This window comes from Streptomyces roseus (genome assembly GCF_001044425.1).
Taxonomy (GTDB): Bacteria; Actinomycetota; Actinomycetes; order Streptomycetales; family Streptomycetaceae; genus Streptomyces; species Streptomyces roseus.
On record NZ_LFML01000150.1, the window covers coordinates 52,484 to 70,326 of the forward strand.

Sequence of the window (17,843 nt, forward strand, 5' to 3'; positions counted from 1 at the left end):
CCACCTCACCGGGGCCGGCCGGGAACCGAACGGCCCCTCGGACCGTGTCGCCGCACCCGACACGGGCCCCGGCGTGGAACCGTTTCCGCATGACTGAAGGATCGGCACCTCACCTGTCCCCGGCACGGATCACCGTACTGGGCATCCAACCCGGCAATCCGCCCTTTCGCATCGTGGAGGTCGACGGGGAGTTCGTCGGCAGGGCGATGTCGATGACGGACGTGCTGCTGATCGCCGCGGAGGCGGGAGTCCCGATCCACGACCTCGACGACCTGGACGTGGTGCGCTGGGTCGGCGGCGGCAAGTTCACCTGGACCCTGCATTAGGCCCGGCTGGTGGTGTCCACAAAGTCCCCCTGCCCCCCCGGCGTCCCGGCGCGGGACGGGCGCAGGGGCGGTGGAGCGAAGGGCGCGACTGACCCAGGTGGCCGTCCGTCCGGCCACCCACGGATTCGGGACCGGCCGTCCCGCTGCCGTGACGATCCTGCGCTGCGCCCAGGGCCCTCGGGCACGGGCCCTGCGGCCCGGTGTTCGTCGCGCCTCGGGGTGGGCTCGGGATGCGGATCGCGGCTGATGTCGGGATGCTTGAGGCGCCAGCATTTTCAAGGAGGCCGTAATGTCGATGCTCGACAAGCTCAAGGGCATGCTCAAGGGTCACGAGGACGTGGCCCGGCAAGGGGTCGACAAGGCCGGTGACGCGTTCGACGCGCGGACCGGCAACAAGTACCAGAGCCAGGTCGACACGGCCCAGCAGAAGATCAACGAGCAGCTGGGAACCGACAAGCCCCAGGACACCCCGCCGCAGCCCTGACCCTTGTAGGCACCATGGCGCGGCCGCAAGCCGCCCGAGCCGTAGGCCCGGCCCTCCCTGCCCGGAGCGCCGGGCCGTCTGCGTGCCTGCGTCGAGCTCGACGCGGAGCGGACCGGCGCCGCGGAATCAGGAGGACCGGTCCACGCGGCCGCGCCCGCCGGCCAGGGCGCGGTCGAAGAGGGGGAGCAGGCGGTCCCAGTGGCGCTGCGCCGCGGCCGGGTCGAAGGCGTCTGTGTCGGACATGGTGAAGCCGTGGACGGTGCCGGGGTAGATCTCGACGGCGTGGACGACACCCGCCGCGTCCAGGGCCCGGCCCAGCTCGCCGATGCCCTCGGGCGACAAGTCGTTCTCGGCCAGGCCGAGATGGACCTCGGCGCCGAGCCCGGCGAGGAGGCGGTGCGGGCTGTCGGGCGCCTCGGTGACCAGGGGGCCGGGGTGGAATCCGGCCGCTGCGGCGACCTGTGCGGGATGGGCGGACGCCGTGCGCACCGCCAGGACGGCGCCCATGCAGTACCCGACCACGCCGACCGGTCCGGCGCTGACCTCGGGCCGGGTGGTGAGGAACCTGAGGTACGCGTCGGCGTCGCTCAGGGCGCGTTCGGTCGTGTGCGCGCGGATCAGGGGCATCAACTCGGCGAAGACCGCGGGCCGCAACTCGGTCGTGATGTGCCCGGGAACTTCGGTCACCGGTGCCGGCCCGTGTCGGTAGTAGAGGTTGGGTACGAGCACGTAGTACCCGTGCCCGGCCAACTCCACGGCTTTTTGCTCAAGTTCGGGCCGCAGGCCGATGGCGTCCATGTACAGCAGCACCCCCGGGTGCTGCTCGCCGTCGTCGGGGAAGGCGGCGAAGGAGTCGGCCTGGCCGTCCGCGGTGGCAATCTGTAACGTCGTGGTGGGCATACTGGATCTTCCTCCCTGGGATGGGTGCCAGTAGATCACCGGGCGCGGCGTCGGAGCCAGCTCCCCGCCGCCGCGGGAGCGGGAGGGGCACGCAGGTGGGCGCGAGCGCAGGCACGGCCGGTCGGGGAGTCGAGACGACCCGGGTGGGTGGTCGGTGGCGGGTGACCCGGCCGTGGCCCGACCGGTTACGTCCGTACGTGCACAGCTATGCCGGCTACTGGGATGCCGGGGCGACGCCCTTCCGCGTGCGGTTGGTTCCCACGGGCCGGGCGGTCGTGGTCATCAGCCTGGGGGAGCCGTTCGCCCAGGTGCGGCGCCTGGGGGAGTCGAGCCCGGACGCCCAGGTGACCGGTTCGCTCGTGGCGGGTCTGGAGGACGGACCCCGGCTGTGTGACCATCCGGGCGGCCAGGAGGCGATTCGGCTCGAACTGACCCCGCTGGGCGCCTACCGGCTGTTCGCCATGCCGATGAGCGAGTTGACCAACCGGGTGGTCGGGCTCGGCGACGTCCTCGGACCGCAGGCCGGAGTGCTGGCCGAGCGACTGGCGGCCACCGCCGACTGGGGAGCCCGCTTCGACCTCCTGGACCTCGCGCTGTGGGCCCGTATCGAACGCGGCCCCGATGCCGCGCCCGAGGTGAGACACGCCTGGCGGCTGCTGGCCCGGGCCGGCGGAGCGATCCCGGTCGGCCGGTTGGCGGCCGAAGTGGGTTGGAGCCAGGGCTATTTGGTCCGCCGGTTCACCGAGCAGGTGGGCCTGACGCCCAAGACGTCCGCCCGGGTGCTGCGCTTCCACCGGGCCGTGCGGCTGCTGACGCGCGAGGGCTCGAACCTGACCGAGGTGACGGCCGCCTGCGGCTTCTACGACCAGGCGCACCTCAACCGTGAGTTCCGCGCCCTGGCCGAGACGACACCGGGCCAGATGGCCGCCGCCCGCGTGACGGAGGGGGCGCTCGCCCTGTGAGGGCGAGGCGTTCGCTTCGTAGCGCGCCGGACGCGGGCGGAGCGGCGGCCGGATGATCCGACGGAAACGCGCCAGGTCAAATTTGTCCAAGCCAGGGCGGATGCGCCTCGCTACTGTCTCGGTTCGTAGTTGATCAGGACCCCGAGCCCCGGAAACGCCCCGCCGCACAGGAGACAGGTCTTCGTCCGGCGGCCGAGGACGGACCCGGGCAGTGGTGGACCCGGACCGGACTTGGGAGCACTCGATGGAAGACCTGCTGCGCATCCTCGTGGCCGGCGCGCTCAGCGGAGGATTGATCGGTTTGGCGGGAGCCCTCGGCCGAAACCGCCGCAGGCGCCGCGAGAACGGCGGCCCCGACCACCGCTGACCAGGACGCGGATGTCGCCGACCACGGGGGAGTCGGCGACATCCGGCGCCGCGGCCCGCACGGAGGTGCCCGGCGCCGCGGCGTCCGGGGCGGAACCGGCCTGCTGGGAGCGGCTGCGGTGACCGCCCTGCTGTTCTACGAGGGCCGGGAGCCTTCCGGGGCCGCGGCGAGCCATTCGGGGCGGTCGAGGAACGCGAGTACGGCCCGCTTCGCGGGGAGGTGGAACTCCGGCAGGTCGACTTCGGGCAGCGTGATCTCCCCCTGCCGGACGAAGCCGATCCGGCCCAGCAGGGCGATCGCCTTCTCGTTGCGGGCGTCGGGCTCACCCACGGCGCGCCGAACGGCCGGGTCGCGGAAGGTGAAGCGGAGGAGGGAGCCGACGAGGATCCGGCTGAAGCCCGGACGGGGCCGCCCGGTGACCGGCGCGAGCATGAGGTGGACGCCGATGTCCCCTTCCCGCACCTCGTAGCACTCGCTGACCCGGTCCTCCTGCGGCTGGTAGGTCTGGAAGAGCGCCACCGGCTCGTCGTCGAGCCGGACCAGGTACGCGTGATGGGTGTCCCGGCGGTCCACGTCCTCGTAGATCTCCCGCACCAACTCCCGGCTGCAGCCGTTCATGCCCCAGAATTCGGCGCGCTCCTCGGCGACCCAGGCGTGCAGGACGGCTGAATCGGCCTCGGGGTCGACCGGGGTGAAGCGGACGGTGCCGAAGTCTTCGACCGTCTCGGTGAAGACGTCGGCGCGCGGAGCGGTGGCGAGGGCGGTGGACTCGGGTCTCATGTGGCAGTCGGTTCCTTCGTGAGGGCGGGTCATGCCGTCGATGGGCACGAAAGACGGCAACCGATTTAGGTTAGGCTGGCCTAAGTGTAGGCCTTGATTGGCTCGATGTAGTACGGGACGGTGTCGCAAAAGGGGTGGCCGCTCGGGCGGCCCGGTCGTCACCTCGGTCACCGTCGCCCGGCCCCGCCGGCCCGCCTCCTCTCTACGTGAGGGACTGGCCGTCGCCCGAAACGGCCCCTCTGCGAGCGTCCACGGAGAACATGGCCGAACTCCTGCGGAATCCGACTGCCGTTCGTCTGGTGTATCCGCCGCCGTCACGTCAGGCTCCCTCTCCGGTAGTCCCGGCACGCTGTTCTGAGTGCGCTCCAGCACTCCTCGATCAAAAGCAGAGGTCACTCTCGCCATGGCAGAACTGAACCGCCGCCGCTTCCTCCAGCTCACCGGCGGCGCCGCCGCCCTGACCCTGCTCAACGAGAGCATCGCGCGCGCCGCCGCCATCCCCGCGCAGGGGACGACCGGGACGATCGCCGACGTCGAGCACGTCGTCGTCCTGATGCAGGAGAATCGTTCCTTCGATCACTACTTCGGTGCCCTCCGCGGCATCCGCGGCTTCGGCGACCCGCGCCCGGTGACCCTGCCCAGCGGCAAGTCCGTCTGGCACCAGACCGACAACGCCGGCAAGGAGACGCTGCCGTTCCGGCCGCCGTCCGACGACCTCGGCATGGAGTACCTCCAGGGCCTCAACCACGACTGGGCGGGCGGCCAGAGCGCCTTCAACAAGGGCAAGTACGACAACTGGGTGCCCGCCAAGACGCCGGCCACGATGGCCCACCTGACGCGCGAGGACATCCCGTTCCACTACGCGCTGGCCGACGCGTTCACCATCTGCGACGCCTACCACTGTTCGTTCATCGGCTCGACCGACCCGAACCGCTACTACCTCTGGTCGGGCCACACCGGCAACGACGGCAAGGGCGGCGGCCCGGTCCTGAACAACGCCGAGGCCGGCTACGGCTGGACCACCTACCCCGAGCGCCTGGAGCAGGCCGGCATCTCCTGGAAGGTCTACCAGGACATCGGCAACGGCCTCGACGCCGCCGGCTCCTGGGGCTGGATCAACGATGCCTTCCGCGGCAACTACGGCGACAACTCGCTGCTCTACTTCAACAACTACCGCACTGCCCAGCCCGGCGACCCGCTGTACGAGAAGGCCCGCACCGGCACCGACGCCAGGACCGGCGAGGGCTACTTCGACAGGCTGCGCGCCGACGTCGCCGCCGGCACCCTGCCCCAGGTCTCCTGGATCGCGGCCCCCGAGGCGTTCAGCGAGCACTCCAACTGGCCCGCCAACTTCGGTGCCTGGTACATCGCGCAGGTGCTGGACGCGCTGACGTCCAACCCCGACGTGTGGGCCCGTACCGCGCTGTTCATCACGTACGACGAGAACGACGGCTTCTTCGACCACGTCGTGCCGCCGTACGCCCCCGCCAACGCCAACCAGGGCCTGTCGACCGTGTCCACCACGCTCGACGTGTTCCCCGGCGCGGCCGGGTACGTCGCCGGCCCCTACGGTCTGGGCCCGCGCGTCCCGATGCTCGTCGTCTCACCGTGGAGCACCGGCGGCTACTCCTGCTCCGAGACCTTCGACCACACCTCGGTCATCCGGTTCATGGAGAAGCGCTTCGGCGTGCGGGAGCCCAACATCTCGCCCTGGCGCCGCGCCGTCTGCGGCGACCTGACCTCCGCCTTCGACTTCGCCCGCAAGGACACCGGCACCGTCCGGCTGCCCGACACCGGCCCGTGGGAGCCGCAGGACCGCGAGCGCCACCCCAACTTCCTGGCCACCCCGCCGGCCGTGGGGACGATGCCGCGCCAGGAGAAGGGCCTGTGCAACACCCGTCCGCTGAAGTACGCCCCGTACGTGGACGGCGCAGCACTCACCGGCGAGGGCAAGTTCCGGCTGACGTTCAGCGGCGGCCCGGACCTGGGGGCGCAGTTCTACGTCACCTCCGGCAACCGGACCGACGCCCCCTGGACGTACACCACCGAGGCCGGCAAGTCGGTCTCGGACACCTGGAACACCGCCTACTCGACCGGTGCCACGGACCTGACCGTCCACGGCCCCAACGGCTTCCTGCGCGGCTTCCGCAACCCCGGCACCGCCCCCGGTCCCGAGGTCACCGCGCGCCACAACGCCGCCACGGGGAACCTGGACCTCACCCTCACCAACGCGGGCGCGTCGACCGCGACGCTCACGGTCACCAACGCCTACGGTGGCGGCCCGAAGCGCCTCACCGTCGCCAAGGGCGCCACCCTCACGTACAGCGTTCCGCTGCGGAGCACGCGACGCTGGTACGACGTGACGGTCACCGCGTCCGAGTTCCCCGACTTCGGCCGCCGCTTCGCCGGCAAGGTCGAGACCGGCGCGGCCGGCCTGTCGGACCCGGGCATCCTGACGGAGCAGGGCGGCTCCTGACCGCCCGGTCCCGACGAGGGCCCGGCTCCGCGTAACCCTCCGCGGAACCGGGCCGCTCGCGGCACGGCTCATGCCCTGCGGGCGGCCAGGGCACGGGCTGCGGTCTTCTCCAGGTGCGCGCCGAACATCGCGGCCGGGTCCTCGACGCCGAGCCGGTGCAGGGCGACCATCGCCGTGACCAGTACGTCGCACACCTCCGCCTCCACGTCCCGCCACGAATGGGACAGGCCCTTGCGGGGGTTCGTGCCGGTGGCCCCGATCACGGCCTGGGCGGCCTCGCCGAACTCCTCCCCGATCTTGAGCACTTGGAGGATCCGGCGCTGCTCCGCGGGGACATGGGCGGTGGCCTCGTCGAAGAAGGCGGCGAGCTCCCCGGTGATGGCCCAGGCGTTCTTCTCCACGATGGTTCCCCTTCGTCCGGCCGAGGTCCGTCCTCGGCCACATGAACAGCCGCAGTCGCAGCCGCAGCCGCGGTCGTACTCGTACTCGTACTCGTACTCGTACTCGTACTCGTGCGCGTCACGTCGTGGCCTCCGGGCGGGGCGTGGTGAGGAAGCGGCCGGCCACGGGGAGGGGCGGAGCGGGACGGGCCCGGCGATCCTCTCAAGGAGCGCGCCGTCCGGCCACCGGCAACGGCCGACTTCAGCCGGGGGGATGAACCGGGTCGCCCGCGCGCGTGATCCGGCGCCGTTTCACTGCGGCGGGGGATGCGTGGCCTGCGCTGGGGGGGGGTGGCCACGAAGTTGGGTACCCTCTCGGTTGGCTTCGGGGCTTTGGCGGGCTGAACTGCCGTGACAGGGGATGGATTTTCATGAGTGCACCTTCTTCCGATCTTTTCCGGCCGCTGAGGCCCGAGGACCCGGCCACGGTGGGCGGTTACCGGCTCGCCGCCGTGCTGGGGGCGGGCGGCATGGGCAAGGTGTACCTCTCCTACACGCCCGGCGGCCGGCCCATCGCCCTCAAGGTGATCCGGCCCGAGTTCAGCGAGGACCCCGAGTTCCGGCGGCGCTTCCAGCAGGAAGTGCGGGCGGCGCAGCGGGTGCAGGGCCTCTACACCGCGCCCGTCATCGACTTCGACACCGAGGGCTCCCAGCCCTGGCTGGCCACGGCCTACGTACCGGGCCCCTCCCTCTCGCACGCCGTGGCCGGGTACGGCCGGCTGCCGCTGCGCAGCGTGCTGCTGCTGGCAGTCGGGGTCGCCGAGGCGCTGCACGTCATCCACGGCGCGGGCATCGTCCACCGCGACCTGAAGCCCGCGAACGTGCTCCTCGCCGGCGACGGCCCCCGCGTGATCGACTTCGGCATCGCCCGCGCGGCGGACGCCACTTCGCTGACCGGCAGCGGCGTCAGCGTCGGCACCCCCGCGTTCATGGCGCCCGAGCAGGCCTCCGCCGGCACGGTCACCGCCAGCACGGACATCTTCGCCCTCGGCCAGATCGTGGCGTACGCGGCGATCGGCACGCCCGCCTACGGCGAGGGGTCCTCGCACGCCGTGCTGTACCGCATCGTGCACGAGGACCCGGACCTCAGTGCGCTGCCGGAGGAGCTGAGGCCCCTGGTGTCGCGGTGCCTCAGCCGCGACCCGGCGGACCGGCCCACCCTCACCGAGGTCATCCAGATGTGCCACGACATCGCCCCCGCCCCGCTCCGCCAGGGGGAGGACTGGCTGCCCCAGGCCGTCGCCGGTTCCATCACCGAGCGCCTCCAGCTGCCCGAGCCGGCGAAGACCCCGCCTCCGCAGCCCGCCGCCACCCCGACGCCGACCGAGGTGTCCGCGCAGCCCCCGGCGCAGGGTGTGTCCCCGTACGCGCCGACCGGTCTCGGCGTGGCCGCCGCGCCCACGCAGAGCGCTCCCGCGGCCCTTCCGCACGCGCCTAGCGGTCCCGCCGCCCCGGGCATGCCGCCCGGGTACCGGACGCCCCCGCCCGGCCAGCCCGCGCAGCCCGGCTACCAGACCCCGCCCCCCGGCTACGTCCAGGGCTACAACACCCCGGCTCCCGGCGCCTACCACCCCGGCTATCCGCCGCCCGCGCCGCAGCGCAAGTCGAAGGGACCGGTCATCGCCGGCGTCGTCGTCGCAGCGGTGATCGGCCTCGCGGTCCTCGGCTCCCTGCTGCCGGACGGCTCCGGCGGCAAGGACAAGGGCAGCTCGTCCTCGTCCGGCGCCAGTGCGGGCGGCGGGACCCCGAGCGGCGGTTCCCAGAACAAGGGCGGGAAGCCGGCCGACCCCGCCCCCGCCTCGTACAAGGGCATCAACCTGACGGCCAACTACCAGCTCATGCTGGCCGACAACCCGCCGCGCCCCGCCTCCGGCGGCAGCGCCGGGGTGCTCTACAACCACGGGGACCTCTACTTCTACCTCGACACCCTCTTCGGGGACACGAAGGTGGGCACCGACAACGGCCGGCTGGTCGTGCTGAACAACTCGCAGAAGGGTTCGCTGGAGACCTGCCGCGCGGAAACCCGTTACACCGAGAAGATCGGCCTCGACCAGCTCACGGACGGGTCGGAGATCTGCGTGCTCAGTGACGCCGGCCACATCGCGGTGATGACGTACCGCGGCAAGTCCGGCGAGAAGGACCCGAGCGCGTACATCACCCTCGACCTCACCGTCTGGCGCAACGCCGAGGAGCCGAAGAAGAAGAGCTGAGGCGGGAAGCTCCGACCGTTCGCAAACCGGGCAAACCACCTATTCCTGTCATTTAACTCAGTCAATAACATATGCCTTTTGAGGGTGTGTCAGTCGCAAACGGCCGGGGCATAATCGGCCCCGGTCGTATCCGGAAGCAGTGGAGCCATCGGGAATCCGACCGACTTCCCAGGCGGGTTCCCGCACCGGACCGATCCTCGAGGCGCCGTACATGTCCCTGGCCAGCCGCACCCGTCTCGCGGCCCTGCTCGCGGCGGTCTCCGTCGGTGTGGCTGGCGTCACGACCTGGGCCTACGGACGTGAGAGCGAGCGGGGGGCGGCGACCGCCGGGGCGATCGTCCAGCCGAGTGTGACGGAGGGCTCGGCCCTCCAGGTCGTCGCCCACCCCGACGACGACCTGTTCTTCATGAACCCCGATCTGAGCCGCTCGATAGCGACGGGCATCAAGGTCACCACCGTCTACCTGACCTCCGGTGAGTCCGACGGCCGCAACGAGGCCCACAGCCCGCACCTGGACGACGCGGCGGGCCCGGCCGACCGCGCCGCCTACGCGGAGGCCCGGCAGAACGGCATCCGGGGCGCCTACGCGCAGATGGCGACGGGTGACCGCACGAGCGCCTGGCAGCGCAGGTCCGTACCGACGGCGGGCGGGGGCAGCGCGGAGGTGGACGTCCTCGTCGCCCGCCCCGAGGTCAATCTGGTGTGGATGCAGCTGCGCGAGGCCCGGAGCATCTCCGGGGACAACCCGGACAGCCTGCGCGGCCTGTGGGACGGCCGAATACCGGCCCTCGGCGCCCAGCTGACCTCCGGGACGCCGGTCGAGCAGCCGTTCTCCTACACGAAGGACCAGGCGATATCCGCCATCGCGGACGTGTTCGCGCAGTACAGGCCGACGACGATACGGACGCAGGACCCCACCCCCGGACGGACCCGGGGCGGGGCCTTCCTCGACCACCAGGACCACATGTACGGCGCCCGCTTCGTCCAGGCCGCCGCCGAACGCTACGCGCAGCTCACCGACCGGCCGCACTTCTCGGTGCAGAACTACATGAGCTACCAGAACACCTCGCTGCCGCCGACGCTCGACCGGCAGACCGCCGAGGAGAAGCTCGGCTACCTCAAGACGTACGCGTGGATGGACCACGACGACTGGTGCGGCAGCCCCGCGGGCTGCGGGGACCGCAAGACCGCGACCAGGCCCACCGGCGCCGGATGGAACCAGACCATCCGCTACAGCCGGGGCGACGGCACCTCCTGGATGACCGAGGGGGTCGCCGGACGGCTGTGGGCCTTCGCCGTGCTGGACGGCCGGATGGCGTACTGGTCGCGCAGCGGCCCGAAGGCCCCCTGGCAGGGCCCCCGGTTCCTCGCCGGTACGGGCATCGACGCCGGGGCGACCACGGTCCGGCTCCCGGACGGCCGGATCGCGGTGTTCGCCACCCGCACCACGCTCGGCCCCACACCCCGGGACTACGGCCGCGCCCTCGTGTACTGCGTCCAGGACGAGGCCGACGGAGCCTTCGGCCCCTGGCAGTCACTGGGAACCCCGGACCCGGACACCGCGGACGCCTCCGTCACCACGGCGATCGGCGCACCGGCCGCGGCCGTGGATCCGGCGGGCCGCCTCACGGTGTACGTACGCGATTCCCGGCGCACGCTGCGCGCCCGGACCCAGACGGCCCCGGACGGCGCCTTCGGCGCATGGCAGTCCCTCGGCGGCGCCGGCCTCCTCGGCGACCCGGTCACCGCGACCGACGGATCGGGCCGGCGACACGTGTACGCGGCGACGTCCGGCTCCGTCCTGGCCTGGGTCCAGCCGACGCCGGACGCCCCCCTGACCGGCGCCTTCGCGACCGGGCTGCCGCAGACCACGGGCGTGCTCTCGGTGCGCCCGGAGGGCGACGGCGTCCGCCTCTTCTTCCGCCGGCCCGGCTCCGGCACCGTCGGTACGAGCCTGGCCACCGCGGGCGGGGCCACGCCGGAGTTCTCCCCGGTGGCCGAGGCCGGCGGTGCGGGCGGCTACGGCGCGGTGGGCGTCGCGGGCCCGCTGCTCGCCGGCCGGACCGGCTCGGGCACGGTCGGAGTGGCGGGCGCGGGGGGTCCGCAGTCCTGGCAGGAGTCCCGGATGCTGTACACGGGCGCACCGTCGGGAGTGGCCGATCGAAGCGGTACGGCCGTCGCGGCGGCCCTCGGCCTGGACGCCGATCTGCACATCGTCACACCGGCCGGGCCGGCCGGGGCCCAGCCGCCCGGCGACCGGATCCCCTCCCCGTGGCACCGGGCGGTCCAGCCCCGGATGCTCGCGCAGGCCCGCGAGCGCTAGCTAGAAGCGCGACGGCGGTGTCGGGAGTCCCCCGTCGTCGAGCGCCACCAGGGCCAGGACGGTGATCGAGCCCGTCCAGGCCAGGGGCGCCACCGAGGACGGCCTGCCCGCCCGGTTCACCTTCTCCGGCAGCTCGCCGAGAGAGTTCCGCTTGGCGAGGACCCAGTCCAGGACCTGCCGCGCCTTCGCCGGCTGCCCCGTACCGGCCCACGCGAGGGCGAAGAAGGAGGTGCTGGGCGTCCAGGCGTTCCCGCCCCAGGGCGCCGCCGGATCGTTTCCGGGGGTCAGGCCCCCGTTGGGGAGGAGCAGTGCCTTGTGCGCGGTGTCCAGTGCCCGCCGCAGGTCGGCCGGTGCGGTGTTGAAGGGGGGCGCCATGAAGGCCACCGCGCTGTCGTGCCCGTGCCGTCCGTCGACGGTGCGCAGGTAGCCACGCGGGGCGAACCTCGTGGCTATCGCCGAGGAGAGGCGCTTGGCGGCACCGGCCCAGCGTGCCGCGTCGCCCGGCCGGTTCAGCTCCCTGGCGAGGTCCGCGGAGGAGTTGAGCCCGGCGAGCAGGGGCGCGGCCGTACCGATGTTCGTCGTGGTCGTCATCAGCTCCCAGTAGTCCGGGGAGGCCGGAGGCAGTCCGTCCGCGCGCAGGGAGGCCGCCGCGTGGTCCGCCGCCTTGCGGATCATCGGGTACAGGGTGGTCAGCCGGGCGTGGCGGGTGGCTCGCGGCGCGGTCCGGTACCACTGCCAGGTGGCCCAGGGGACCCAGCCGTTGGCGTCGAGCTGCCACCGCCTGCCGTCCGGCGGCCCGGATCCGTCGAGTTTCGTGCGCGCCTCCCAGGTGCCGTTCCCGCGCTGTGTCGCGGCGCTGTAGCGCAGGATCCGGTACGCCTCGGCCTCGTGGCCGGTGTGCGCGAACGCGGCGCAGGCGAAGCTGGAGTCGCGGGGCCAGGAGTACATCCAGGGGGCGGACCAGCCCGCCGCCACGGCACCGTTCGGCCGGAGCAGCGCGCGCATGGTCAGCAGGGCCCGCTCGGCCGCCGCGCGCTGCGCGGGCGAAGCGCCCGGGACCCGGCCTCCCGCCAGCCACGCCCCGCTCTCGGCCATCTGCGCCAGGGCCCCCGGGTCGTCGGCGGCCACCACGGCCGCAGCCGTCCGGCCGTTGGGGAGGTACTTCCACCGTCCGGACGGCAGCAGCAGTACGTTGCTCCGCCCTATGTAGCGCGCGCCCTTGGCCAGGGACCGCGGGACGGCCTCGGTCGAGGCGGCGTTGGTCAGGAGACCGACGCCGGGGGCGGCGTCGTTCGTGGGCCTGACGGCAGGTCCCGCGGCACACACGGGAAGGGCCGCACACATGACGGCCGTCGTGACGGCCGCGCAGCGTATGAGCAGGAGAACCGGCATCACCGCTCCCTCCGTCAGGCATGCGCGGGTGCGGCGCCCGGAGTTCCCATCGTGGGGGAGGGGCCGGGGGCCCGCCACGACACACCGGCCACACAGGTGACCCCGGATGCCGGTGCGCGGCGCACCGTGCACATTGGTGTGACCGGTCCCTGCGAAGGAATGGTGAATGAGTACTACTTCGACGCAGCGCGAGGGCGCGGGTGAGGGCGCGGGCCCGGGGCCGGGCGCGGGCCCGCGTACGGGCGCCACCGCCGTCCCGGGACGGGCCGGCGGCCACCGCCCCGCCCTGCGCGGGCTCCTGACGGGCGTGGCCGTCACCCTCGTGGCGGCGGCCGGCGCCCTCGTCGCCGTCGGATGCTTCCTCGGGCTCTACGTGCGCCCCACCTCGGACGACTGGTGCGCCGCCTGGAAATCCCGTGACCTCGGAGTCCTCGGCATCACATCCGACTTCTACTCCACCCAGAACGGGCGCGTCACCAATGCGTTCCTGAGCGGCATCATCTACGGCGACGGGCTCGCCGGAATCAAGATCCTTCCCACCGCCATCGTCGTCACCTTCACGGTCGGACTCGTCCTGCTCGGGTGCGCGTTCGTCCGGCTGCTCGGCGCGAGAGCGCGGATGACGACGGTCCTCGCCCTGACCGCGTGCGCCCTGGCCGTCCAGGCGGTGGTCTACTACGCCGGCACCCGCAGCTACCAGGTGCTGCTGTGGGCCCCGGCCACCATCTCCCACACCATCCCGAGCGTCATCGGAGTGTGGGCGCTCCTGCTGGGCATCCGGACGGTTCGCGAGCCCCGAGCCCCCGTACGCGCGGCGGGCTTCGCCGCCGCGTTCGTCATCGCGTTCGCCCTCGGCACCCTGAGCGAGCCGTTCGCCCTCGTCAGCGGCCTGCTCGCGGTCGGCGTCGGGCTGCTGGCGCTGCCCCGCCTGAAACTAGCGCGGACCTGGCACCCGTTCACCTGGTGCGTGATCTGGTGCTCCGGACTGGTGTGCGGTCTGATCGTGCTCTACACCTCCCCGGGCGCCCGGTGGCGCCGCGCACAGCAGCCGGCGAGGGAGTCGATGCTCTCCCCGGGCGAACTCAAGGCCACCTTCCGGGACTGGCTCCAGATGTGGGACTCCGTCACGGGCCAGTGGGCCTACCTCGCGGCCGCGGCCGTCGGCGTCCTCCTCGGCCTGGTGGCGGGGCTCCGCGGCCCCGCACTCGCGCAGTGGACGCGGCGCCGGGCCGACGTACCGCGCCCGGTGCTCGTCGCCGTGCTGCTGCTGCCCGTACCGGTGGTGGCGCTGGGATCCTTCGCGGTGGTGCTGGGGCTGCGCAGCGGGTACGGGCCGAGCGGGTGGACGTACGCCCGTACGTGGACGAACTACCTCGTGCCGATGGAACTGGCCCTGTGCGCCTACGGAGCCCTGCTCGGGGACTGGGCCGGGCGGTTCGCCGCCCGGCGGCGCCACGCCACGGCGGCCGTGCCGGCGACCGCCGTGGCCGCGGGCGCGCTGACGCTGGCCGCGCTGGCCGCACTCGTCCCGAACCTCCAGCAGCTCACGACCACCACGGTCCGCCGCTCGGTGGCCTGGGACGCCCAGAACGCCCGCATCCGGAGCGAGGTGGCGCGCGGCGCCACCGACGTCGGGTACCGGCCCCTGTACATCGGCAGCCTGGCGGAGCCCTTCTTCACCACCGACTACGAGCGGGACTGGGTCGCCGACTGCATGACGCAGTGGTACGGCATCACCCGCATCCACCGCCTCTGAGGGAGCGGGTGCGCCGCCCCTGGGGTCCGTCCGTGTGCGCGAGGATCTCGGCGACCGCGGTGTCCCAGACCTCGGGCGGCGGCATCTGGTGGCCCATGCCGACGAGCGGGACCAGCCGTGCGCCCGGGATCTCCCGGGCCAGCGCCTCGGCGTGGCCGTACGGGAAGAGAGGGTCCGCGGTGCCGTGCAGGACCAGCGTCGGGGCGGTGATCGAGCCGAGCCGGTCGCGTACGGGCGGGCCGTCCTCGATCAGCCAGTGGTTGCCGGCGGCGGCCGGGACGGGACTGCGGTCGAAGGCGCGCCCGGCTGTCCGCCGCAGGCGGTCCTCGTCGACCGGGATGGTGCCGGCGAACGCGCGCTCGGCGGCGAGGAAGTAGTCGACGACCGCCGCGCGGTCGGTCCAGTCGGGCGCCGGGCCGGGCTCCGTGAACACCTTCGCCAGCGCCTCGCTCATGGGCGGCAGCCCCGGGTGCTCGGGTCCGCCGGGTCCGCCCGGACTCGTGGAGATCAGCGTGAGCGTCGCCACCCGGCCGGGGAACCCGACACCGAGCCGCTGGGCGAGGCCGCCGCCCATCGAGATGCCCACGATGTGCGCGGCGCCGATCCCGAGCGCGTCCAGGACGCCGACCGCGTCGCCGACCAGGTCCGCCTGCGTGTACGCGGGGGCCCCGACCGGCCAGGTCGTGGAACGCCCGGTGTCGCGGGTGTCGTACCGCACCACGTACCGGCCGCCGTCCGCCAGCCGGGCCACGAACCCCTCGTCCCACCAGTCCATCGTCGCCTCGGCCCCGGAGACCAGCAGGACGGCCGGCGCGGCCGGGTCCCCGAAGGCCTGGACCGCAAGGTCCACTCCGTTCACGTGCAGCGTCCGCTCCGGCGTCTGCATGACCCACCTCCGAGGCTCGTCCGGCCTGCCCTGCCGTCCCCGGCCCCACGGCACGGGGGCGGGACCGGCCGGCGGGGCGGTACGCCCCGCCGGCTCCCGACCGTACTCAGCTCACCGGGCTGCCGAACCAACGGCTCGCGGCCCGCTCGAACGCGTCACGGTCAGGACGGCGATCACCTGCCCAGGCGACCACGCCGTCGGGCCGGACCAGTACGGCGCCCAGCCCGAGGTCCTCCTGCGCGGTCCCGGCCACGTACCGTATCCGGCCCTCCCAGCCCATCGCCGGGGCGTGCAGGCGCCGGTCGGTGCTGAAATCGAGCGCGACGCCCCGTCCGTCCTCCATCAGATCGCCGAGGCGCGTGCCGTCCGCCAGTCGGAAATCCGGGGCGCTCGCGCCGACCAGCGGGTGCTCGCCGCCCAGGTCGTAACGGATCCACGCCCCCGACAGCCGCTCGAACACGTAGGTGGTCCCGTCGCGGGTCCCGATCAGATCGCGCACCACCGCCTGCACCGCCTGGGCGTGCGGGCCCGGCTTCATGACCGCCACCTGCGCGCGCGACCAGTCGAGCACCGCCGCGCCGACCGGATGGCGTTCGCCGGTGTACGTGTCGAGAAGCCCCTCCGGCGGCTGCCCCCGCACGGTCGCCGCGAGCTTCCAGCCCAGGTTCATGGCGTCGCCCAGGCCGGCGTTGAGTCCCTGACCGCCCAGGGGGGAGTGGATGTGGGCGGCATCGCCCGCGAGCAGGACGCGCCCCTGCCGGTACGCCGTCGCCTGCATCGCCCGATCGGTGAAGCTCGACGCGATGTGGACCTCGTCCACGGTCACCTCGGTGCCCGACACGCGGCGCAGGACCGCCTGGAGATGGTCCCGGGTGGGCTGCCGCGAGCGGTCGAACGCGCCGCCGTCGAAGTCCATCATCCCGATGTACCCCGTGGCGGCCATCCGGATGTACATGCCCGTCGGCGTCAGGTTGAACCCGGGGCGCAGTTCGTCGAGACCGTCGAGGGTGGCGTGCATGACGTAACCGGTGAACTGCGGCTCCGTGCCGATGAAATCGAAGCCCGCGAGCCTGCGCACCGTACTGCGTCCGCCGTCGCAGCCGACGAGCCAGCGCGCCTCGTACGCGTCCGGGCCGGCGAGCGCGGTCACCCCCTCGCGGTTCTGGGCGACGGCCGTGACGGTGACGCCGCGCCTGATCTCCACGCCCAGCTTCGCCGCCTGCTCCGACAGCACCGCCTCGACCGCGTCGAGGCGCGTCCTCAACCCCTGGAGTCCCGGGCTGGGAAGCCGGTACGGGAAGGCGTCGATGTCCACCTTGTCCCCGTCGAGCATCATGCCGGCGAAATGGCCGCCGAAACGGGGGCGCGGCGGCTCGTCCGCTCCGGGCTGTTGCGCGTCGAAGAGTCCGTGCTGGGGACCCGACTCCGACAGCAGCGGGTCCAACAGTCCGCGCCGGTAGAACGCCTCGACCGAGGCGGCGGACAGGCCCCGCATCCCGAGCGGGGCCGTCTTCAGCGGGGAACCGGGCCCCGGCTCCCGCTCCAGCACCAGGACGGAACAGCCTGCGAGGCCGAGCTCGCAGGCAAGGGCCAGACCGACCGGGCCGGCTCCCACGATCACTACGTCGTGCACGAGAGATCCCCCTTCGTAAGCTCCACGCCGGATGGGCACCCGGCTGGACCTCTCGAAAGGTGTCAGCCCCCACCGACATCGGACCGACAGTCCCGACAGGCCCCCGACACGCCGCCGACACCACGCACGCGCCGCCCGATCCGCCCCGATCCGGCGCCCCCGTCCGGACGCCCCCGGGGCGCGGGGCGGCGCCCGGGAGGCGTCGGGTGGTGCGGCCGGTGCACGCTGGAGGGGAAGACCCCGCCGGGCGCCCGGCTCGGCGCCGTTCCCGTACGGCTCGGGCTTCCGGGGGGCGCGGGCCCGCGGGACGATCCCGGAAGGCAGGTGCGTCCCATGCGCACGTCGACCCGCATCGCCGGTGTCCTCACCGGACTGACCCTCGCGCTCGGCGGCACGCTCGCCGCTCCGGCAGCTCAGGCGGACATCCCGGCCTGCACCCAGATGGCCACCCAGGCGGGCGCCACCGACACCTCCGGCCTGGACTCGGCGTGCCGGCTCGGCGTGAGCGGCGACCTCCAGGGCTGTGCCTCCGGCCTGACGGCGGCCGGAGTGCCGGGCGGCGCCGCTACCGGCGCCTGCCGCTTGGCGGCCCACGAGCCCCGCTAGCCAGACAACGGCACCCTGCGCGAGTGGTCGGCCCGGTCTGTCGCCGGGCCGGCTGCTCGCTGTCTGGGCCTGCGGCGGGCGGTGCGGAAAGCGGCGTTCGAGGCACCCGTTTCCTTCGGTTCGCGTTGAAAGTGGCCCGGCACACACACCATTCCGCGTAGCGAACCGGTACAGAACGTGACATTTCGGGTCTCTGCGGGTGACCCGCCCCACAGGACCCACGTCACATACGGCACGCGGTAGTAGGCCCCACCACCCCCGGCCCCACCCCCGAATCAGGACCCCCACCTGCACGGACACCG

The 17,843-nt window shown here is 73.0% G+C and carries 15 protein-coding genes; 9 read left to right on the forward strand and 6 right to left on the reverse strand.

Annotation, left to right across the window (positions count from 1 at the left end):
* Positions 1-89 precede the first annotated feature (89 nt).
* Both ACS04_RS31395 and ACS04_RS31400 read left to right on the forward strand, forming a co-directional pair.
* Positions 90-326, forward strand: coding sequence for a hypothetical protein (locus ACS04_RS31395; RefSeq protein ID WP_048480228.1), 237 nt, complete (start codon positions 90-92; stop codon positions 324-326).
* A 289-nt stretch (positions 327-615) separates the two neighbouring features.
* Entirely contained in the window at positions 616-810 is a 195-nt protein-coding gene (locus tag ACS04_RS31400; protein WP_048480229.1) for an antitoxin, read from the forward strand.
* 126 nt (positions 811-936) lie between these two features.
* Here the strand turns inward: ACS04_RS31400 and ACS04_RS31405 are convergent, their stop codons facing one another.
* The gene (locus ACS04_RS31405) at positions 937-1,710 is read right to left on the reverse strand and encodes a dienelactone hydrolase family protein (RefSeq protein WP_048480230.1); all 774 of its coding nucleotides are present in this window, start codon (positions 1,708-1,710) and stop codon (positions 937-939) included.
* Positions 1,711-1,907: 197 nt separating this feature from the next.
* Between ACS04_RS31405 and ACS04_RS40205 the strand changes: the two genes are divergently transcribed.
* Both ACS04_RS40205 and ACS04_RS40210 read left to right on the forward strand, forming a co-directional pair.
* Positions 1,908-2,672, forward strand: a complete 765-nt coding sequence (locus ACS04_RS40205; RefSeq protein ID WP_280921042.1) for a helix-turn-helix domain-containing protein — start codon at positions 1,908-1,910, stop codon at positions 2,670-2,672.
* Positions 2,673-2,916: 244 nt separating this feature from the next.
* The gene (locus ACS04_RS40210) at positions 2,917-3,039 is read left to right on the forward strand and encodes a hypothetical protein (RefSeq protein WP_280921043.1); all 123 of its coding nucleotides are present in this window, start codon (positions 2,917-2,919) and stop codon (positions 3,037-3,039) included.
* 135 nt (positions 3,040-3,174) lie between these two features.
* Here ACS04_RS40210 and ACS04_RS31415 read toward each other — a convergent pair whose 3' ends face one another.
* A complete protein-coding gene (locus tag ACS04_RS31415) occupies positions 3,175-3,819 on the reverse strand; it encodes a GNAT family N-acetyltransferase (protein ID WP_048480232.1) in 645 nt (214 codons plus the stop codon).
* A gap of 403 nt (positions 3,820-4,222) precedes the next feature.
* Between ACS04_RS31415 and ACS04_RS31420 the strand changes: the two genes are divergently transcribed.
* Complete coding sequence (locus ACS04_RS31420) at positions 4,223-6,295, forward strand: phosphocholine-specific phospholipase C (protein WP_048480233.1); 2,073 nt, start codon at positions 4,223-4,225, stop codon at positions 6,293-6,295.
* A gap of 68 nt (positions 6,296-6,363) precedes the next feature.
* Here ACS04_RS31420 and ACS04_RS31425 read toward each other — a convergent pair whose 3' ends face one another.
* Positions 6,364-6,696 carry a MazG-like family protein gene (locus ACS04_RS31425; protein ID WP_048480234.1) on the reverse strand — a complete coding sequence of 111 codons (333 nt, stop codon included), beginning with the start codon at positions 6,694-6,696 and terminating at the stop codon, positions 6,364-6,366.
* Positions 6,697-7,106: 410 nt separating this feature from the next.
* On the opposite strand from ACS04_RS31425, the gene ACS04_RS31430 reads away from it, so the two are divergent.
* Positions 7,107-8,945, forward strand: a complete 1,839-nt coding sequence (locus tag ACS04_RS31430; protein WP_048480235.1) for a serine/threonine-protein kinase — start codon at positions 7,107-7,109, stop codon at positions 8,943-8,945.
* A gap of 211 nt (positions 8,946-9,156) precedes the next feature.
* Positions 9,157-11,268: a PIG-L family deacetylase gene (locus ACS04_RS31435; protein ID WP_048480236.1), complete on the forward strand. Its 2,112-nt coding sequence runs from the start codon at positions 9,157-9,159 to the stop codon at positions 11,266-11,268.
* Here ACS04_RS31435 and ACS04_RS31440 read toward each other — a convergent pair whose 3' ends face one another.
* Positions 11,269-12,660, reverse strand: a complete 1,392-nt coding sequence (locus ACS04_RS31440; protein ID WP_053081063.1) for a glycoside hydrolase family 15 protein — start codon at positions 12,658-12,660, stop codon at positions 11,269-11,271. It lies immediately after the preceding gene.
* Positions 12,661-12,826: 166 nt separating this feature from the next.
* Between ACS04_RS31440 and ACS04_RS31445 the strand changes: the two genes are divergently transcribed.
* A complete protein-coding gene (locus tag ACS04_RS31445) occupies positions 12,827-14,416 on the forward strand; it encodes a DUF6056 family protein (protein ID WP_053081064.1) in 1,590 nt (529 codons plus the stop codon).
* Here the strand turns inward: ACS04_RS31445 and ACS04_RS31450 are convergent.
* Together ACS04_RS31450 and ACS04_RS31455 are read right to left on the reverse strand one after the other, a co-directional pair.
* Positions 14,394-15,302 carry an alpha/beta fold hydrolase gene (locus ACS04_RS31450; RefSeq protein ID WP_048480237.1) on the reverse strand — a complete coding sequence of 303 codons (909 nt, stop codon included), beginning with the start codon at positions 15,300-15,302 and terminating at the stop codon, positions 14,394-14,396. The genes ACS04_RS31445 and ACS04_RS31450 overlap by 23 nt on opposite strands.
* A gap of 106 nt (positions 15,303-15,408) precedes the next feature.
* The gene (locus tag ACS04_RS31455) at positions 15,409-16,935 is read right to left on the reverse strand and encodes an FAD-dependent oxidoreductase (protein WP_048480238.1); all 1,527 of its coding nucleotides are present in this window, start codon (positions 16,933-16,935) and stop codon (positions 15,409-15,411) included.
* A gap of 333 nt (positions 16,936-17,268) precedes the next feature.
* Here ACS04_RS31455 and ACS04_RS31460 point away from each other — a divergent pair, with 333 nt between their 5' ends.
* Positions 17,269-17,541: a hypothetical protein gene (locus ACS04_RS31460; RefSeq protein ID WP_048480239.1), complete on the forward strand. Its 273-nt coding sequence runs from the start codon at positions 17,269-17,271 to the stop codon at positions 17,539-17,541.
* The last annotated feature ends 302 nt before the right edge of the window (positions 17,542-17,843 follow it).

Coding starts and splice junctions, on each gene's coding strand:
- ACS04_RS31395 (WP_048480228.1), top strand. CDS start 90: ATGACTGAAGGATCGGCACCTCACCTGTCCCCGGCACGGATCACCGTA.
- ACS04_RS31400 (WP_048480229.1), top strand. CDS start 616: ATGTCGATGCTCGACAAGCTCAAGGGCATGCTCAAGGGTCACGAGGAC.
- ACS04_RS31405 (WP_048480230.1), bottom strand. CDS start 1,710: ATGCCCACCACGACGTTACAGATTGCCACCGCGGACGGCCAGGCCGAC.
- ACS04_RS40210 (WP_280921043.1), top strand. CDS start 2,917: ATGGAAGACCTGCTGCGCATCCTCGTGGCCGGCGCGCTCAGCGGAGGA.
- ACS04_RS31415 (WP_048480232.1), bottom strand. CDS start 3,819: ATGAGACCCGAGTCCACCGCCCTCGCCACCGCTCCGCGCGCCGACGTC.
- ACS04_RS31420 (WP_048480233.1), top strand. CDS start 4,223: ATGGCAGAACTGAACCGCCGCCGCTTCCTCCAGCTCACCGGCGGCGCC.
- ACS04_RS31430 (WP_048480235.1), top strand. CDS start 7,107: ATGAGTGCACCTTCTTCCGATCTTTTCCGGCCGCTGAGGCCCGAGGAC.
- ACS04_RS31435 (WP_048480236.1), top strand. CDS start 9,157: ATGTCCCTGGCCAGCCGCACCCGTCTCGCGGCCCTGCTCGCGGCGGTC.
- ACS04_RS31440 (WP_053081063.1), bottom strand. CDS start 12,660: ATGCCGGTTCTCCTGCTCATACGCTGCGCGGCCGTCACGACGGCCGTC.
- ACS04_RS31445 (WP_053081064.1), top strand. CDS start 12,827: ATGAGTACTACTTCGACGCAGCGCGAGGGCGCGGGTGAGGGCGCGGGC.
- ACS04_RS31450 (WP_048480237.1), bottom strand. CDS start 15,302: ATGCAGACGCCGGAGCGGACGCTGCACGTGAACGGAGTGGACCTTGCG.
- ACS04_RS31460 (WP_048480239.1), top strand. CDS start 17,269: ATGCGCACGTCGACCCGCATCGCCGGTGTCCTCACCGGACTGACCCTC.